The organism is Pseudomonas asgharzadehiana, assembly GCF_019139815.1.
Classification (GTDB): Bacteria; Pseudomonadota; Gammaproteobacteria; order Pseudomonadales; family Pseudomonadaceae; genus Aquipseudomonas; species Aquipseudomonas asgharzadehiana.
Genome location: NZ_CP077079.1, coordinates 2,993,976 through 3,012,269, shown reverse-complemented (window position 1 = coordinate 3,012,269; position 18,294 = coordinate 2,993,976). Strand labels below are relative to the sequence as shown.

Annotated in this window: 12 protein-coding genes; 9 read left to right on the top strand and 3 right to left on the bottom strand. The window is 63.9% G+C overall.

Annotated features, from left to right (window positions below; all coding sequences use genetic code 11):
• Nucleotides 1–2 precede the first annotated feature (2 nt).
• The 8 genes from KSS96_RS13585 (at nucleotide 3) to KSS96_RS13550 (ending at nucleotide 11,542) form a co-directional block, all read left to right on the top strand.
• Nucleotides 3–935, top strand: coding sequence for a DUF58 domain-containing protein (locus KSS96_RS13585; protein WP_017527930.1), 933 nt, complete (start codon nucleotides 3–5; stop codon nucleotides 933–935).
• Nucleotides 932–1,426 (top strand): DUF4381 domain-containing protein, encoded by a 495-nt coding sequence (locus tag KSS96_RS13580; protein ID WP_017527931.1) that lies wholly within the window; start codon nucleotides 932–934, stop codon nucleotides 1,424–1,426. Before KSS96_RS13585 ends, KSS96_RS13580 begins: the two co-directional genes overlap by 4 nt.
• The gene (locus tag KSS96_RS13575; protein WP_065878425.1) at nucleotides 1,419–2,507 is read left to right on the top strand and encodes a vWA domain-containing protein; all 1,089 of its coding nucleotides are present in this window, start codon (nucleotides 1,419–1,421) and stop codon (nucleotides 2,505–2,507) included. The genes KSS96_RS13580 and KSS96_RS13575 overlap by 8 nt, the downstream gene beginning before the upstream one ends.
• Nucleotides 2,504–4,243 (top strand): tetratricopeptide repeat protein, encoded by a 1,740-nt coding sequence (locus KSS96_RS13570; protein ID WP_065878423.1) that lies wholly within the window; start codon nucleotides 2,504–2,506, stop codon nucleotides 4,241–4,243. Before KSS96_RS13575 ends, KSS96_RS13570 begins: the two co-directional genes overlap by 4 nt.
• Entirely contained in the window at nucleotides 4,240–5,880 is a 1,641-nt protein-coding gene (locus KSS96_RS13565; protein WP_068934807.1) for a BatD family protein, read from the top strand. The genes KSS96_RS13570 and KSS96_RS13565 overlap by 4 nt, the downstream gene beginning before the upstream one ends.
• Nucleotides 5,881–6,075: 195 nt before the next feature.
• Nucleotides 6,076–7,317, top strand: coding sequence for an exonuclease SbcCD subunit D C-terminal domain-containing protein (locus tag KSS96_RS13560; protein ID WP_135196550.1), 1,242 nt, complete (start codon nucleotides 6,076–6,078; stop codon nucleotides 7,315–7,317).
• Entirely contained in the window at nucleotides 7,314–10,952 is a 3,639-nt protein-coding gene (locus KSS96_RS13555; protein ID WP_137220271.1) for an AAA family ATPase, read from the top strand. The genes KSS96_RS13560 and KSS96_RS13555 overlap by 4 nt, the downstream gene beginning before the upstream one ends.
• Nucleotides 10,949–11,542: a glutathione S-transferase gene (locus KSS96_RS13550; protein WP_065878415.1), complete on the top strand. Its 594-nt coding sequence runs from the start codon at nucleotides 10,949–10,951 to the stop codon at nucleotides 11,540–11,542. Before KSS96_RS13555 ends, KSS96_RS13550 begins: the two co-directional genes overlap by 4 nt.
• A gap of 48 nt (nucleotides 11,543–11,590) precedes the next feature.
• On the opposite strand, the gene KSS96_RS13545 is transcribed toward KSS96_RS13550, so the two are convergent.
• The 3 genes from KSS96_RS13545 to KSS96_RS13535 all read right to left on the bottom strand — a co-directional run bounded on the left by KSS96_RS13545 (nucleotide 11,591) and on the right by KSS96_RS13535 (nucleotide 13,382).
• The gene (locus KSS96_RS13545) at nucleotides 11,591–11,773 is read right to left on the bottom strand and encodes a hypothetical protein (RefSeq protein ID WP_065878413.1); all 183 of its coding nucleotides are present in this window, start codon (nucleotides 11,771–11,773) and stop codon (nucleotides 11,591–11,593) included.
• A gap of 156 nt (nucleotides 11,774–11,929) precedes the next feature.
• Nucleotides 11,930–13,105: a lactonase family protein gene (locus KSS96_RS13540; protein ID WP_065878411.1), complete on the bottom strand. Its 1,176-nt coding sequence runs from the start codon at nucleotides 13,103–13,105 to the stop codon at nucleotides 11,930–11,932.
• Nucleotides 13,092–13,382: a DUF5629 family protein gene (locus KSS96_RS13535; protein ID WP_065878409.1), complete on the bottom strand. Its 291-nt coding sequence runs from the start codon at nucleotides 13,380–13,382 to the stop codon at nucleotides 13,092–13,094. The genes KSS96_RS13540 and KSS96_RS13535 overlap by 14 nt, the downstream gene beginning before the upstream one ends.
• A 172-nt stretch (nucleotides 13,383–13,554) precedes the next feature.
• Here KSS96_RS13535 and KSS96_RS13530 point away from each other — a divergent pair, with 172 nt between their 5' ends.
• Entirely contained in the window at nucleotides 13,555–18,228 is a 4,674-nt protein-coding gene (locus tag KSS96_RS13530) for a dermonecrotic toxin domain-containing protein (protein ID WP_217856424.1), read from the top strand.
• Nucleotides 18,229–18,294 lie beyond the last annotated feature (66 nt).

The following is an 18,294-nucleotide window of genomic DNA, read 5'->3' as shown; positions in this document are numbered from 1 at the left end:
CGATGAACGCCAGCGATGGTATCCGCGTCACGCTCAGTGAGTTGATTGAGATGCGCCACCGCGTGCGCGAAGTGCAGCTGTTTTCCACGCCCAGTCAGCGCAGCCCATTGATCGGCCTGCACCACTCCAAGCTGCGTGGGCGCGGGGTCGACTTCGACCAAGTGCGCGTGTACCAGGCCGGCGACGATGTGCGCACCATCGACTGGCGGGTCACCGCACGTACCCAGGAGCCGCATACCAAGCTGTTCCACGAAGAGCGTGAACGCCCGATTTTCATCATGGTCGAGCAAAGCTGCCGGCTGTTTTTCGGTTCGGGGCAGATGTTCAAATCCGTGCTCGCGGCCCAGGCGGCCAGCCTGATCGGCTGGGCGGCGCTGGGGCATAACGACCGGGTCGGCGGGTTGGTGTTCGGCGACAACGAGCACTACGAAATCAAACCGCGACGCAGTAAACAAAGCCTGTTGCAACTACTGAACCGCCTGGTGCGGGTCAACCAGAGCCTCAACACCGAAAGCCGCCCGGAAGCCGACGCCCTGGGTATGGCCCTGCGCCGTGGCCGCGAGGTGCTGCGCCCCGGCAGCCTGGTGATCGTGATTTGCGATGAGCGTGCGTTGAGCGAAGGTGCCGAACAACAGTTGAGCCTGCTGTCACGCCATTGCGACCTGCTGCTGTTACCGGTCTCTGACCCGCTGGACCATGCCCTGCCCGCCGCCGGGCTGCTGCGTTTTGCGCAGAGAGGCGCACAGTTGGAACTGGACACGCTCAATTTTGATTTGCGCCAGGCCTACAAAGCCCAGGCCGAAGCACGCATCGCCCGCTGGGAATTGCTCGCACAGAAGCTGCGCGTGTTGCTGATGCCCTTGAGCACCCAGAGCGAAATGGTCGAGCAACTGCGCGAATACCTCAACCCGCAACGCCCGGCTAAAAAACAATGAGCAACCTCGACCAACTGCAACCGCTGATCGCCCCGCCGCCCATCGGCTTCTGGCCACCCGCGCCGGGCTGGTGGGTGTTGCTGCTGGTAATCCCTCTGCTCGGTTGGGGGTTATGGTCGCTGCGCCGTTTTGTGCCCGCGCGGCGCCCGCTGGCGCGTGCCGAACAACCGCTGGACCCGCTGCGCATCGCCGCCCTGGCGGAACTGGCACTGATGCCCAAGCCCTACGACGGCGCGCCTGCCGGTGCCTGGCTGCAACAACTCAATGGCCTGCTCAAGCGCCTGTGCCGCAACGACTACCCCTATAGCCAGAGCCACACCCTCAACGGGCGCAAATGGCTGGCATTCCTCGACAACCGTTGCCCGGCCGCCGGCCTCACGCGCTGGATGGTGCTGGTGGAAGGCGCCTACAAGCCCGAATGCAAACTCGACGACAAGGCCATCGCCGGCCTGACCCAGGCCGTCGACACCTGGATTCGCAAACATGTTTGAGTTCGCCTGGCCGTGGATCTTCGCCCTGCTGCCCTTGCCCTGGTTGATGCGCTTGATCCTGCCGGTGGCCGACAGCGGCGAGCCGGCACTTAAAGTCAGCTACCTCGGCGACCTCGAAGGCCTAGCCCGGCGCCGTGCCCGCGCGAACCTGCCGGGCTGGCGCCAACAAGCGCCGTTCGTGGTGCTGTGGCTGCTGCTGTTGAGCGCCGCCGCACGCCCGCAATGGTTGGGTGAACCGCTGCCGATTGCCGCCAGTGGCCGCGATTTGCTGGTGGCGGTGGACGTGTCCGGCTCCATGGATTTTCCCGACATGCACTGGCAGGACGACGATGTAAGCCGACTGAGCCTGGTCAAGCACCTGCTCGGTGACTTCCTTGAAGGCCGCGACGGCGACCGCGTGGGCCTGATCCTGTTCGGCAGCCAGGCCTACCTGCAAGCGCCGCTGACGTTCGACCGGCGCACCGTACGCACCTGGCTGGATGAAGCGCGCATCGGCATCGCCGGCAAAAACACCGCCATCGGCGACGCCATCGGCCTGGCGCTCAAACGCCTGCGCCAGCGTCCGGCGCAAAGCCGCGTGCTGATCCTGGTCACCGACGGCGCCAACAACGCCGGGCAGATCGACCCGCTGACCGCCGCGCGCCTGGCGGCCGAAGAAGGTGTGAAAATCTACCCCATCGGCATCGGCGCCGACCCGGAGCAAACCGGTTCCCTGGGCATCCTCGGCGTCAACCCGAGCCTGGACCTCGATGAACCGGCGCTCAAGGCCATCGCCGCAGCCACCGGCGGCCAGTACTTTCGTGCCCGCGACGGCGAAGAACTGCAAACCATCAAGCAGACCCTCGACCGACTCGAACCCGTCGAACAACAACCGACCCAGGCGCGCCCGGCCCAGGCGCTATACAGTGGCCCATTGGCGCTGGCGCTGATTCTGAGCATGTTGCTGGTGATTCAGGAACGTTGGCCGAACAATGCACTGCAACGCTGGTTCAACAAACTGTCGAGCAAGGGGATCTTCCTGCAACAGCACCCGCAATGGCGCCAGCGCCTGCAACGCCTGCGCTTGCGGAGGCGTCGATGATCGACCTGTGGCCGCACTGGTTCCGTCCCTGGTGGCTATTGCTGCTGCCGCTGCTCGGCTGGTTGCTGTGGCAGTTATGGCACCGGCAAAAACGCGCCGGCCGCTGGCAGATGCTCCTGCCGCCGGCCTTCCATGCCGTGCTGCTCAGCGGTGGCAATGGCCGCGAGAGCAAATCCCCCTGGGTGGTGCTTGGCATGGCCTGGCTGCTGGCCGTGCTGGCATTGCTTGGTCCCAGTTGGCAACGGGTGGAACAAACCAGCCAGAAGCCTTCCGACCCGTTGGTCGTGTTGCTGGAGCTGACCCCGGAAATGCTCGCCACCGACAGCCCGCCCAATCGCCTGGAGCAGGCACGCCGCAAACTGTATGACCTGCTGCAGGCGCGCAGCGATGCGCAAACCGCCATCATCGTGTACGCCGGCAGCGCCCACACCCTGGTGCCGCTGTCGGACGACCTGGCCACCAGCCGCAACCTGCTCGAAGCCCTGCGCCCCTCGATCATGCCCGAGCCCGGCCACCGCGCCGACCTGGCCGTGGAGAAGGCCCTGGGCCTGCTCAACCAGAGCGGCCTTGGCCAAGGGCGCCTGCTGCTGATCGGCTCGTCGTTGTCCAAACAGGAACGCCAGGGCATTCGCCTACTGCTGCAAAGCAACCCGTCGCCGCCCTTGTCGATTCTGGGCATCGGCAGCCGCGAAGGCACACCGGTGACCCAGGAAAGCGGCGAGTTCCTCAAGGACGAACAAGGAGCGATCCTGGTGCCGCGCCTCGACAGCCCGACGCTCAAGGCCTTCGCTAGCGAGATGGGTGGGCGTTACCGTGCGGCGCGCCTGGACGACAAAGACCTGCGCCAGCTCGGCGTGCTCGACCCGCCGCAAGCCCTGCGCAACGACGGCCAGTTGCTGCACCTGGACACCTGGGCCGACCAGGGTTACTGGCTGCTGCTGCCCTTGCTGCTGCTGGCGGCCTGCGCCGGTCGCCGTGGCTGGCTGCTCTGCCTGCCGCTGCTGCTGATGGCCGCGCCGCAGCCCAGCTATGCTTTTGAGCTTCAGGACCTGTGGCTGCGCCCCGACCAGCAAGGCCAATACCTGCTGAAGAAAAAGCGCCCGGCCGAGGCCGCCGAGCATTTTCAGGACACCCAATGGCAAGGCGTGGCGCTGTACGAGGCCGGCAACTATGCCGAGGCCATCAAACGGTTTGCCGAGGGCAACGATGCCTACTCCCATTACAACCGCGGCAACGCGCTGGCCAGGTCTGGTGAGCTGGAAGCCGCCATCGACGCCTACGAACAGGCCCTGGAAGCCCAGCCCGACCTGCAACCGGCGCTGAAAAACAAGGCCCTGGTGGAAACCCTGATGCAGCAGCAGGCGCAGCCCGAGCCCGAGCCGCCGGCAAAAAACGAAGATGACGAAACCACCCAACCCGGCCAAACTGCGCAACCGGGTGCCACGGGGCAAAACGCCACGGGTGGCGAGGAATCGGCCCAGGGCCAGGGCGAAGCCGGCGCCGGTGATACCCAGGCCGGCGCCCCGACGCACACCGGCAATAACGAAGTACCGGGCAGCGAGCTGGGCGACGAGCGCACCACCACGCCGCCGCTGCTTCCCGCCAACGCCAGTCTCGACGGCGAACATCGCCAAGCCCTGGAACAATGGCTGCGGGAGATCCCGGACAACCCCGGCGAGCTGCTGCGCCGCAAATTCTGGTACGAACAGCAACAACATCAGGACAAGACTCGATGAGCCGCCGCACCACCCTTCTGCTTCTGCTCGCGTTATCGGCAAGCGACGCCCAGGCGGCGAACCTGGTTGCCAGCGTCGACCGCAGCCGCCTCAATTCCGGCGAGACAGTAGAACTGACGGTGGAATCGAGCGACGTCACCCAGTTCGGCAAGCCCGACCTGTCGCCGCTGGATGCGCAGTTCGAAGTCAGCGGCACGCGCCAGCTCAACCAGCTCACCACCCTGGGCGGCGATAATCACGCCACCACGCGCTGGATCATCACCCTGCTGCCCAAGGAAAACGGCACGGTGGTGATCCCACCGTTGCAGGTGGGCGACTACCAGACCCAGCCGATCAGCCTGCAAGTGATGGAAACCGCCAGCCAGAACACCAACGCCGAACTGGCGCCGGTGTTTGTCGAAGCCAACCTCGACCAGACCAGCGTGTACGTGCAGGCCCAGGCGCTGTTGACGGTGCGCGTGTACCACTCGGTGTCGCTGTATGACGACAGCAGCCTCACCCCCTTGCAAATTCCCGATGCACGCGTGGAGCAGTTGGGCGAGTCGCGTACCTACGAAAAAGTCATCAACAGCATCCGCCACGGCGTGATCGAAACCCGCTATGCGATCTACCCGCAGCACAGCGGCACCCTGGATATTCCGACGCAGACCTTCAGCGCCACGTTGGTGGAACCCCGCCCGCCACAAGAAAACACCCTGCAAGGCACCAAGCCCGGCAAGCTGATCCACGTGAGTTCGGCGCCGCTGGCGTTGGCGGTCAAGCCCAAGCCGGCGCTGTATCCGGCCGACACCCCCTGGTTGCCGGCGCGCAGCCTGACCCTGAGCGAAGGCTGGAACCCGGAGCCTGAGCATGTACAAGTCGGCGATTCCCTGACGCGCAGCCTCACGGTCAAGGCCGAAGGCCTGTCCAGCGCGCAACTGCCCGCACTGCCGAGCACCGACATCAATGGCCTGCGCCGCTACCCGGACCAACCGGTGCTGGGCAACCAGACCAGCGACCGCGGCCTGATCGGCAGCCGCGAAGACCGCGAAGCGCTGGTGCCCAACCGTATGGGTACGCTGGAGTTGCCGGCCGTTGAAGTGGTGTGGTGGAACACCCACGAAGACCACCTCGAACGCACCAGCCTGCCCGCACGCACCTTGCAAGTGGCCAACAACCCGAGCCTGATGGTGGACACGCCCGCCACACCCACCATCATCACCGCGCCGGACGATAGCCGCCTGTGGCTGTGGCAACTGAGTACCCTGCTGCTGGCCTGCACCACCCTGCTGGGCTTCGGCCTGTGGTGGCGCGCACGCTCGCAACCGGCGGTACTGCGCGCCGCGCAAACCGGCCCCAGCCCACGCACCTTGCTCGACGACCTCAAGCGCGCCACCCAGGCCAACGACCCGCACGCCACCCGCCAGGCCCTCGACGCCTGGGCGCGCCAACAGCCGGAAACCCTGGCCGACATGGCGGCCCGGTTTGTACCGCTGTCGGACGCGCTGGATGGCTTGAACGGCGCGCTGTACAGCGAGAGCGGCCAGTATTGGCTGGGTGAAGACTTGTGGCGGGCGATCAAGGCCATTCCAATGGCCGAGCGTGAACTGGAAACGGCTGCGGATGCCACCAGCTTGCCGCCGCTGTATCCCAAATGACCCACTCTCTCTGGCATCACAAAATGCCTGTGGGAGGGGGCTTGCTCCCGATGGCGGTGAGTCAGTTACAGATAAGCCGGCTGACCCGACACTATCGGGATCAACCCTCCCACATTTGACCGGCGTCATCCCGGGCACCCCATCGGCTTTTACAGGTAAACTCCCCTCCTTTTCATCTTCTCCACGGAGTTCGCCTTGCGTCTGTTCCACACCTCCGACTGGCACCTTGGCCAAAACCTGCACGGCCAGGAACGCGACTTCGAACATGCCTGTTTCCTTGAGTGGCTGCTGCGCCAGATCAGTGACCACCACCCCGATGCGCTGCTGATCGCCGGCGATATATTCGACACGGTCAACCCGCCGCTCAAGGCCCAGGAGCGTCTGTATGACTTCATCATCAGCGCCCACGAGCAAAACCCTACGCTGACCATCGTGATGATCGCCGGCAACCACGACTCCGGTTCGCGTATCGAGCTGCCGGCGCCGCTGATGCGCCGTTTGCGCACCCATGCGCTCGGTTGCGTGCTGTGGCTGGATGACGGCCAACTGGATGCCGAGCGCCTGCTGATTCCCCTGCCGGATGCCAAAGGCAAGATCGCCGCGTGGTGCCTGGCGCTGCCGTTCCTGCGCCCCGCGCAAGTGACCGGCGCGCACCTGGGTGACGACTATCTGCGCGGGATCGGCCAGGTGCACGAGAGGTTGATCGCCGCCGCCAACGCCAAACGCAAAAAAGGCCAGGCGCTGATTGCCGTCAGCCACGCGCACATGGCCGGTGGCTCAGTGTCGCAAGACTCCGAACGCAGCCTGGTCATCGGCAATGCCGAGGCGCTGCCGGCCAGCCTGTTCGACAAAAGTGTCGGCTATGTTGCCCTCGGCCATTTGCACAAGCCGCAAAAGGTCAATGGCGAAGAGCGCATTCGTTACAGCGGCTCGCCGATTCCACTGTCGTTTTCCGAAATCGGCTACAAACACCAGATTCTCGACGTAACGTTCCAGGGCCAAGCGCTGGTCAGCGTCGAACCTATCCTGATTCCGCGCTCGGTCAACCTGCAACGTCTGGAAGCGGCGCCCCTGGCCGATATCCTTACGCAATTGGCCGACCTGCCCGACGTCGATCTGCTGGCCGAAACCCAGCGCCATCCCTGGCTGGAAGTGCGTGTGCGCCTCGACGAGCCGCAACCGGACCTGCGCCAGCAAATCGAAACCGCCCTGCAAGGCAAGGCCGTGCGCCTGGTGCGCATCGCCGCCGAATACGCCGGTAAACGAAGCAGCGAGCACCCAGACGACGAACGCTTGATCGAACTCGACCAGCTCACGCCCCAGGAGCTGTTCAGCCGCGCCTGGCAAGACAGCTACGGCAGTGAAGTGGACGAACAGACCTTGCAGGACTTCGCCGTGCTGCTCCAGGAAGTGCAACACCAGGAGGAGCAGCCATGAAGATCCTCGCCATCCGCCTGAAAAACCTCGCCTCCCTCGCTGGGCCGTTCGAGATCGACTTTACCGCCGAGCCCCTGGCCAGCGCCGGGTTGTTTGCGATTACCGGGCCGACCGGCGCCGGCAAAAGCACCTTGCTTGACGCCTTGTGCCTGGCGCTGTTTGGCGCCGTGCCGCGCCTGGGCGATACCGGCCAGGCCAAAATGCCCGATGCCGACAGCGATATTGCCATCGGCGACCCGCGCACGCTGCTGCGCCGCGGCACTGGCGGCGGCTATGCCGAGGTGGATTTTGTCGGCGTCAGCGGCCGTCGCTATCGGGCGCGCTGGGAGGCCAACCGCGCACGCGACAAGGCCAGCGGCAAGTTGCAGAACAGCCGCCAGAGCCTGATCGACCTGGACAGCGAGCAACTGCTGGCCAGCCAGAAAACCGAATACAAAACCCAGTTGGAACTGGCCCTGGGCCTGAATTTCGAGCAGTTCACCCGCGCCGTGTTGTTGGCGCAAAGCGAATTCAGCGCCTTCCTCAAGGCCAACGACAACGAGCGCAGCGAACTGCTGGAAAAACTCACCGACACCGCGCTGTACAGCCAACTCGGCCGCCGCGCGTTCGACAAGGCCAAAGAGGCCAAGGACGCCCACAAGCAGTTGCAGGACCAGGCCACCGGCGTAGTGCCCCTGGCTGCTGAAGCACGCGCCGACCTGGACCAGCAACTGGCCGACGCCCAGCAACAACTCAAGACCCGGCAGGCCCAACTCAAGCAGTTGGAGTTGCAGCACACCTGGCTCAAGGAATTGCGCGAGTGGCAGGAGCGCCAGCTCAGCGCCACCGAGCAACTGCAACGCGCCGAGGCCGAGTGGGCCGGCCAGGGCCAGCAACGCCAGGACCTCAGCCGCCTGGAACAGTTGGCGCCGCAACGCCATCACTTCGCACGCCAGGCGCAACTGAGCGCATTGCTGACGCCTCTGGCCGCGCAGATTCAGCAGCATATCGAGCAGCAGAGCGCGCTGCAGCTACGCCAGGAACAAGCCCAACAGCAGCAGGCAGCCGCCCAGGCCGCCTTGGCCGATGCCCTGAAAAACCAGGGCGATGCGGTCGCGCCGCTGCGTCAGGCTTTCGACGAACAAAGCACCCTCGCCCACTTGACCAAAGACCTGGCCAAGCGCACCGAAGAGCACCTCCAGCAGCAAACCGCCTACACCGAAGGCCAAACCCTGCTCAATGGCTTGCTCGAAAAGCAAGCGCAGGTTGCCGGGCGCCTGCAACGCCTGGGCGCCGAGCTTGAGCGCAGCACGGCCCTGGCGCCGTTGAGCGAGGGCTGGACCTACCAGCGCGAGCGCCTGCAACAACTCATGGTGATTGGCAGCCGCCTGAAAAAGGGCCAGGAAGAACTGCCGCAACTGGAAGAACGCGCCACCCGCGCCGCCGAACAACTCAGCGCACAACGCGAGTCGCTGGACCTGCTGTACCAAGAGGCCGGCGCCGAACCCCATGCGGTGGCCGAGCAGATCCAACTGCTCGCCAGCCTGTTGCAGGACAATCGCAAGCAGCAGCGCGCCTTTGAAGACCTCACGCGCCTCTGGGACAGCAGCCAACAGCTGGACCAGCAAGCCGTCACGCTGACGCAAAAACTCGCCGACGCCCAGCAACAGCGTGAACAACTCAACAAGGCCGGCCTGCAAGCCAAGGCCGAACTGACGGTCGCCGAGCAGACGCTGACAGTGACCAAGCAACTGCTCGAACGCCAACGCCTGGCGCGCAGTGCCAGCGTCGAAGAGTTGCGCGAGCAGTTGCAGGACGACCAGCCCTGCCCGGTGTGCGGCAGCCATGAGCACCCGTACCACCAACCCGAAGCGCTGCTGCAAAGCCTCGGCCGCCATGACGAAACCGAAGAGGCCACGGCGCAGAAAGCCGTCGACACCCTCAAGGAACAACTCACCGAGCTGCGTGGCGAAGTTGGCGGGCTGATCGCCCAGCAAAAGGAGTTCCTGCACCAACAGGAGCAAGTGGCCGCGCAACAACAGGCGCTCCAGCCCAGCCTGGATGCACATCCGCTGGCCGCTTCGCTGTTCAACCAGGACGCCGCCAAACGTAGCCCCTGGCTGGCCCAGCAACTGGCCCAACTGACGCAAAGCATCAGCCAGGACGAACAGCGCCAGGCCGCCCTGCTCAACCTGCAACAAAACGCCGGGCGCTTGCAGCAACAATTGCAAGCCGCCCAGGACGCCAGCCAGCAAGCCCGTCAGTTGCTGGTGGACCAGCAGCGCGAACTGTCCAACGACCGCGAACGCCTCGACGAAGAACTCAACGCCTTCGCCAGCCTGTTGCCGGCCGAAACCCTGGAGGGTCTGCGCAAGGAGCCCGCGGCAACGTTCATGCAATTGGACCAACAGGTCAGCCAACGCCTGGAGCAACTGGGCCACCAACGTGATGAGCTGGCCGAGCAACAGGAACGCCAACAGGTCATCGAGAAACAACAGACCCACCAACAGCATCGCCAGCAGCAACTTGAGGCATTGGCCCAGCAGGTCGGCGAGCTGGCCACACATCAGCAAGCCGCCGAGGGAAAACTGCGCGACTTGCTGGGCGAGCACCCCAGCGCCGAACAGTGGCAGCAGCGACTGGACCAGGCCGTGGCGCAGGCGCGCCAAGGCGAAACCGACGCCAACGCGCACCTGCAAGAGACGCGCAATGCGCTGGTGCAACTGGCCGCCGACCTCAAGGCCCAACAGGAACGTCAACAGGCGCTGCTCGCCGAACAGCAGGCGCTCGACGCCAGCCTGCGCGAATGGCGCGCGTTGCAGCCCGAGCTGGATGATGCCGGCCTTGCCCGCCTGCTGGCCTTCGACGACGCGCACCTCAACGCGCTGCGCCAGCAATTGCAACACAGCGAGAAGGCCGTGGAACAAGCCAAGGTCCTGCTGCAAGAGCGCGAGCAGCGCCTGGCCGAACACCAGGCCCTGCACAACGGCAACCTGCAAGCCGAACAACTGGACAGCGCCCTCGCCGCCCTCAACCAGCAACTGGCCGAGGGCGACAAACAGGTGGCTGAACTGCGTGCGCGCCAAGCCGAAGACCAGCGGCGCCAGGACGCCAACAGCGCCCTGGCCGACCAGATCGCCAGCGCCTACGACGAGTGGCAACGCTGGGCGCGCCTGAATGCACTGATCGGCTCGGCCACCGGCGATACGTTCCGCAAGATCGCCCAGGCCTACAACCTTGACCTGCTGGTGCACCACGCCAACGTGCAACTGCGCCAACTGGTGCGACGCTACCGCCTCAAGCGCGGCGGCAGCATGCTGGGCCTGCTGGTGATGGACACCGAAATGGGCGACGAACTGCGCTCGGTACATTCGCTGTCCGGCGGCGAGACGTTCCTGGTGTCGCTGGCACTGGCTCTGGGCCTGGCGTCGATGGCGTCGAGTACGTTGAAAATCGAATCGCTGTTTATCGATGAAGGCTTCGGCAGCCTCGACCCCGAGTCGCTGCAATTGGCGATGGACGCGTTGGATGGCTTGCAGGCCCAGGGCCGCAAGGTAGCGGTGATTTCCCATGTGCAGGAAATGCACGAGCGCATCCCGGTGCAGATCCAGGTCAAGCGTCAGGGCAACGGCTTGAGCACCCTGGAGGTCAAGTGAACGAGGCGCTGCTGTATTCGTTCAGGCGCTGCCCTTATGCGATGCGGGCACGCCTGGCGTTGCGCTACTCAGGGGTCGCGGTGCGCATTCTAGAGGTCAGCCTCAAGGCCAAGCCGGCCGAGATGCTGGCGCTGTCGCCCAAGGGCACGGTGCCGGTGTTGAGCGTGAACGGGCAGGTGATTGATGAGAGCCTGGCGATCATGCAATGGGCCCTGGCGCAAAACGATCCTGATGACTGGTTGCTCCAGGGTGAGCCGAGGGTGTTGGCGCTGATCATGGAAAACGATCAAGCGTTCAAACACCACTTGGATCAATACAAATACGCCGAGCGCTACCCACAGCAACCGATGGAATTTTATCGGGCGCAGGGTGAGGTGTTCTTGCAGCGGCTGGAGGGGTTGCTGGCGCAGCGAGACTACCTGCTGGCCGATCATCTGAGCCTTGCCGATGTGGCGCTGGCGCCATTCGTGCGCCAGTTCGCCCATGTGGATCGAGAGTGGTTCGCGGCGACGCCGTATCGGCGCTTGCAGGATTGGTTGCGGCGGTTTTTGGAGTCGCCGCTGTTTATCGCCGTCATGGCCAGGCCTTAACGCAAAGTCGGAGGGGGGGCCAACTCAGCTTGCCCCCCACATTGGATTTCAGTGTGCTTGAACCTTGTGATCCAACGCGGCGTAAAAATTGGCGCTTTGTTGCAGGTATTTCTGGGTGTAGGCGCTGGTGCTCGATGGCTTGCCGGCGACTTCCACACTGGCCGCAGCCGGCAGTGCAACAGTGGCCGATACGGCGGAAGCAGCGATAACAGAGAAGAGATTGAAGTTCATGGCGGTAACCCTTGTGTTCGTTTGGTTGAGTGGCCGGGAAGGCCTTGGAACCAAACTTACGCTCCGAGGGTTACGCCTTAGAAATGCTTTGAAACAGTAGCCGCTATCACTGCAATTAATACAAAGGCTCAGGCCCCGCACGGCGGGGCCTGTGGCTTATTGACGCAGCAGGAACTTGAGGTCGCTGGGCGCATCGATCGGCATTTTTTGCACGGTTTTACCCAGCAGGCCGGTGTTGGGGTCACGTTCGACCACTACGATTTCGTTGCTTTTCTGGTTGGCGATCAGCAAAAACCTGCCGCTGGGGTCGAGGCTGAATTCGCGCGGGTGGTCGCCCTCCACCGAGCGCTGCTGCACTTGCTTGAGGTGCGCGGTGGCCGGGTCAATGCTGAACACCAGGATATGGTTGGCCGTGCCACGGTTGCTTACATACAGGAACTTGCCATCGCTGGAGGCGTGCAGCGCGGCGCCGGCTTTGTCCGACACCGGTTGCCCGGCCGCATAGTCCACCAACTGGGTTTGGGTCAATGTGCCGTCGTGGTAATCGAACACCGCGACCTGGGCACTCATCTCGGTGGTCAGCCAGGCATGCTTGCCATCGGCGCTGAACAGCAGGTGGCGCGGGCCACTGCCCGGCGGCAATTGCACCGAGGCCGGGGCGGCCGCGGTCAACGGCTGCTCGTGGCTGGCCTTGGGGTCGTAACGGTAGACAAAGACCTTGTCGGCCCCCAGGTCCTGCACAAACACGTACTTGCCGTCCGGCGACGACACGACCGAATGCACATGGTTGGACGCCTGGCGTTCAGGGTTCACGCGGCTGGCCGGGTGCCCGCTCAGTTGCACCGGCGGCGACAGTTTGCCGGTGGTGTCCACCGGCAGGATCGCCAGGCTGCCGCCCGGATCTTCCTGCACCGAATAGTTGGCGACGAACAGGTAACGCCCGTCAGCGGCGACGCTGGAATGGGTGGGCTCGTTGCCCAGGCTCTGCACCTGATTGATCAGGGTCAGTTGGTGGCTCTGTGGGTCGATGCGGTAGCTGCTGACGCGGCCGACGGCGTCTTTCTGCCCTGGGCCGTTCTCGTTGACCACAAACAGGTGCTTCTGGTCCTTGGAGACCGTGAGCCACGAAGGGTTGGCCGCCTTGGCCGCCAATACCGGCTTGCCCTGCAACCGGCCGGTACGGCTGTCGAACTGCACACGGTAAATGCCTTCGCTGGTGCCGGCGGTGTAGCTGCCCACCAACAGTTCATAGGTGTCGGCGGGTGCGGCCTGTACCGACATCGCACCCACACTGCCCGCCATCAGCAGGGGCCAGAATTTACGCATCATCATCGGCTTCGTCCTCGTCGTTATTGTTGTCGCCTTTGACAGCCTGCAGGCAAGCCAGGTGATGCTCACCGTCGTCATTGCTCAAGCGCCAGCGCTGCAAGGACTCATCAAAGGTCGCGGCCTTCAGTTGTTCTGGACTGAACGTCCAACGCTTGAGTTCCCGACCGTCCATGCTTTCGATGCGCAAAGCTTCCTCGAAGGTGAAATCAAAGGCGTGCAGTCCGTCGATGATCAGCATATCGCTGTCTTTCAGGGCGGTGCTCAGGTCAAGGGCATTCATCACAAGTCGATCATCTTAAAAAGAAAGGCCGCCATGATAGGCGAGTTTCGCCCACACACCCACCGCTACCGTGAGCCTTGAGGTAACCCGATACCCCTTCTCCCCCTCTGGAACGGCGTTAAGTAATCGCGCATCGCTGCGATGCTCGATTATTCATTCCGGAGAACACTACATGCCGTCCCCCTCGCCCAGCGTGGCCAACACTGTCAGCGCGATGTTCGCCGACTGCCCCAGTTTCGAATCCGTTGTACAAAATCTACTGGCGAAGACCATCGCCGAGCAGTACCCCGACCTGAACCTGAACCTGGACCAGGTCCGACTGGCCAGCCCTGCCCCCACTGCCGGTTGGACCCATCAACTGCTCATGCCCCGCGTGCTCGACTACCTGGCGACGGGCGCCGTACTGGGCATGGGCGAGGTGGACTCGCGCGCGCCGTTTCTTACAGAACAGCCGCCGACCCGCTTGAGAACCCGCGCAGGCGCTGCACTGGATATGCAGCGCATCGACACCCTGATCAAAGAGCTGCCCTGGTCGGTCCCGATCGCCCTGCAAAACGCGCTGACCGACTACTGGAACAACACCGACGACCCGGCCCACAGCCGCTGGCGCCAGATCAGCGACCTGCTGGCGCAAACCCTGCAAATCGCCACCCTGAAACAACCGGGCCTGAGCGACGTGGAGCGCGAGACGCTGCAACAGATCATCGACTGCGCTGACTACGATCAACGCCAGGCGCAAAACGGCCCGACGCAGACCTATGTGTACGCCCTGGAAACCCGTCTTGACCAACAGGAGGCGTTGCTGAGCCCAGACCTGCTGCTGGTGCGCACCGTGCAGACCCGGATCATCGTTCTGCTGTGCCGGCCCGATGGCATGATCAAGTCGTTCGCCTCGATTGACGCGTTCGGTCAATATTGGGGCGCACACATTGCCGATCAGTACCGTTTCGATACGCTGACCTGGACGCGCTACGAGGTGCAAGGCAATGTGTTCGACCAACAGGCGGCGCTGATCCTCAACCAACAATTGAGCAACCTGCAAGCCCTGCGCCTGCCCTGCACGCTGGGACGAGCCACCCTGCAAGCGCTGTTTCGCGAACTCAGTGACCCCGCACGCTACTTTACCGACACCCCCCAGGCCGACCCGCTGCTGGCGAACCTGGGGCGCACGCAACTGCCGGCCTGGCTGCAAAACGCCTCGCCCACTCAACAACAGGCCTACCGCCAATACAGCCTGGGGTTGGCCGGCAGCAAAATCCTCAACAAAGGCCAGACGTTTCTCAGCGGCATTAGCGATATTCGCCGCTACACCGTCGGCGTGCTGTGCAAGGCCCTTGAGGCTGAACAGCAACGCGCCCTGAGCGGCGACGAGCAGCCCTCGCTCCCAGCCAGCTATGACCCCGATAACGTGCTGCTCACCTTCACCAAATACGCGGGCTACCCCGGCGCGCCCGGCATTGCCGATGCGAGGCAGATGAGCCTGACTGAACTGGCCATCACCAATCTGGCCGGGCGCCCCGGCGGGACCCTCACGTTGAAACACCGTGATGGCCTGACGCTGCCGAGCTGGTTGACGGCAGACTTCATCACGCGCACCGACGGCCTGATCGAAAGCGTCGACATCGGCCAACGCTACCCCGACGCTCTGAAACAACAGCTGCTGGGCGACGCCCCGCCCGTGGAAGCGCGTACGCGCCTGTTTGCCGAGCAACTGCGCTATCAATTGCCCCTGCAAGCACTGGAAACACACCTCAAGCAAGAAGGCGGGATCACCGCCACCGGCGCCCGCTACGTCGCCGCGTTGGTACAACCCGGGGCCGATGCGCGCAAGGTGGACGATCAAGCCGTGGCCATTCGCTGCCTGGCGTTGCTGCGCAAAGCTGAAGCGGTACCGGACATCGTCGCGAACATGTTCATCATCGAACCCCTGGACAACACGCAAGGCCCTCACCTGCTTTACCGCCCGCTGTACGCCGAGCCGCTGCTCGAATTCGCCACGCGCCAAGCGTTGCTCACTGCCATCGCGCAGCCGGGGGCGTTGCAAACCAGCGTGCTGACCTGGCTGTCCGACAAGGCCCGCCCGATCTACGACAACGGCGGTTTCCAGGAGCCGCATTACGTACGTTTCGGCCAGGGCGACGAGTTCGCCCCGCTTGAAACCCCGGCGCCGGCGCAACTGGCCAATGACGGCGCCAGCCACGAACTGCTGCAATACCTGCTCAACGGGCAATTGATGCAGTACCTGTATGGCAGCAACGCCAGGGCGCTGGTCGGCCAGGCCAGCCATGAATCGGTGTCCACCCGCAGCAGCCGCTGGTCCGCGCTGATGGAAGCCGGCGGCGTGGTGTTCAATACGCTGTTGCTACCGCTGCTGCGCGGGCCGGCGTTACTCACCGCCTGGTTGATGACGCTGACCGCCAGCTTCGAGCGGGACGTGCCCGCGCTCAACAGCGCGGATCCGGTCACGCGGGAATTGGCCGCCGCCGACGTGGTGCTGAACATGGCAATCGTACTGGGTGAGCTGGCCCCAACGGCGACAGCCGCCGCGCCATTGCCAACCGAGGTCACGGAGGGCGCACTGCGTCTGCCCGCACCGCGCCGCTTGCCGGAGCAGTGGCCGCAACCCAAGGCAGCCGCGATCACCGAAGGGGTGGTGGTCATGGCCGGCCAGTTCCCAGGCGAGCGGCGCACAGCCTTGGATATGGGTTTCGCCGGCGCACACCGGCGACTCTCGGCATTGCAGCAGGCGCGCCTGTTGCGCCTCAAGGTGCCGCGCCCGGCGGCGTTGCCGCAGCCGGTTGTTTATGGTCCGCGTAAAGGGCTGTACGTGATCCACAAAGAATGGCACGTGTTGATTGAGCAGAACCTGTACCGGCTCAGATTGCTGGACGACGACAGCGTGGTGATCGTCGACCCGTTCGACACCACTCGCCAAGGGCCCTATGTACGCGCGGATGCTCAGGGCCGCTGGTCGGTGGACCTCAACCTGCGCCTGCGCGGCGGCATGCCGCTCAAGCGCGTGGCAGCGGAGCGCGAGCGCAAGGCCAAGCGGAAACTGCAACTGACCGACCAGTACAACGACTTCGTGGCCCAACAGGTCGCGCTGCAGCAGGCGCTGGATGTGTCCCAAAGCGTCATGGAAAAATCCGAGCAGGACCCACGCTTCACCGCGTTGCAACGCGCCAGCCAACGGCGCAAGTTCGAGACCGCCCTGGAAAATCAGACCCGCGTGTTCCAACAGCTGCTCGATACCCAGGACGAACGGGTGCAACACGGCATTCCCTTGCCCGCGGATACCCTGCTGGTGCTGATGGAAAACACCATCAACAACGCGCGCAAAGCCGTGGTGATCGCGGAAAAAGACCGAGCGCAGCTTTACGCCGATAACCGCAGCTTCACCACGGGCGGGCTGCAACTGCGGCAAATCATCCGCAATCAATACGCCCGCTACCTGGCATTCATCAATGAGCTGATCGGGATCAATGAGCGCAGCATCCGCAACCTTGAACTCAAGGACCGGCAACTGGCGGCCCTGTATAACCTCGGCGAGGACGGCGTTAAAACCTACGAACGCCTGACAGCGGACCGGCCGGAAGATGAAATCAGCGCGCTGGGGGTGACCAAGCTGCAACTGCTGAGCCTGCGCGTGCTGAGCATCAAGGAGGTGGAACTGGACCTGATGGAAGGTCTGAACGCAATCATCGAGCCGTTGAATGTGCAGGTTCGCTCCCACTCCGAACTCAAGCTCACCGAACTGAGCCCGGTTGAACTGCGCGAAGCCCTGGAGAGCCTGGTCGAGCATTACGGGCAGGCACTGGACGGCCTACAGGGGTTGCGCGAAGTCAACGGCGAAGAGCTGGAAACCGAGCACTTCAATAAGATGTTCACGCTGGTCGAAAAACTCTACGAGGACGCCAGCCAACAATTGGCCAGTGAAGTCAAACCCGACCCCAAACCCCGTCGGCGCCCACCCAAACGCCCCAAAGTCAGAACCGGGCGGGCTTCCAAAAAACTCATCAGGACGCGCAGCGGCGGTGTGGTGATCGGTGACCTCACACCCGCCGCCACCAGCCAGTCGGTCGACCTGGTCGAGGTGCGCTCGGAGGACGATAACCAGCTCATCGCCACCTACTCACGCCGTGAAGCCGAGATCTGGGACGAAGTGCGCGTGGTACGCAAGCCGGACCCGCTGCCGTCCCGACCGATCAACGAGCTGCGGGGTAAAGCGCGCAAGCTGTTCAGCCAATTGGACGGCCACCTGAGCGGTGCCGAGCGCTATAAAAAACTCTGCCGTCACCCACAGGAAATCCAGGAACTGCTCAGCAACGAAGCCTCGCGCCTGGACAAACTCGCGACCGAACTGGACACCGCGATCCAGGCGCAGCCCAGCGCGTCCAGGCTGGCGGCGGACCAGGGCCTGGTTGAGCAGATGCGCGAAGGTGTCGCGCGACTCCTGCGCAAGGGGCATGAGCTGCGTATCGCGTTGAGCCTGGAACTGCCCCCCACCAATGGCAACCTGCAGTTTCTGGTCGATCAAAACCTGGTGCAGGTCGCGGCGCTCGGCGAGCGCATCGCGATGACCGGTGCGCGTAAAGACTTCATCCAGGAATATGCGATCAATGACCGCGAGGGCTACCCGCTGTGGTACGCACACTTTCACTACAGCACCGCGCAAACGCCCAAAGCCGATTACAGCGTGGCGCACCTTAAAACCAAAGAGCAACGCCGTCAGAGTTATTACGCCTTGCTGGAGAAAGCGCAAAGCTCACAGGCGGTGGTAGACATTCATCGCGGCATGCTCGGTAAACCACTGGCCGAACGCTGGTTTTTACCGTTGGCCCACTGAAGGCGAACAGCGGTAGCCGGCTAACACCTGGGTGGTCCAGCGGGCCTTAACGTACACAGGCATCCC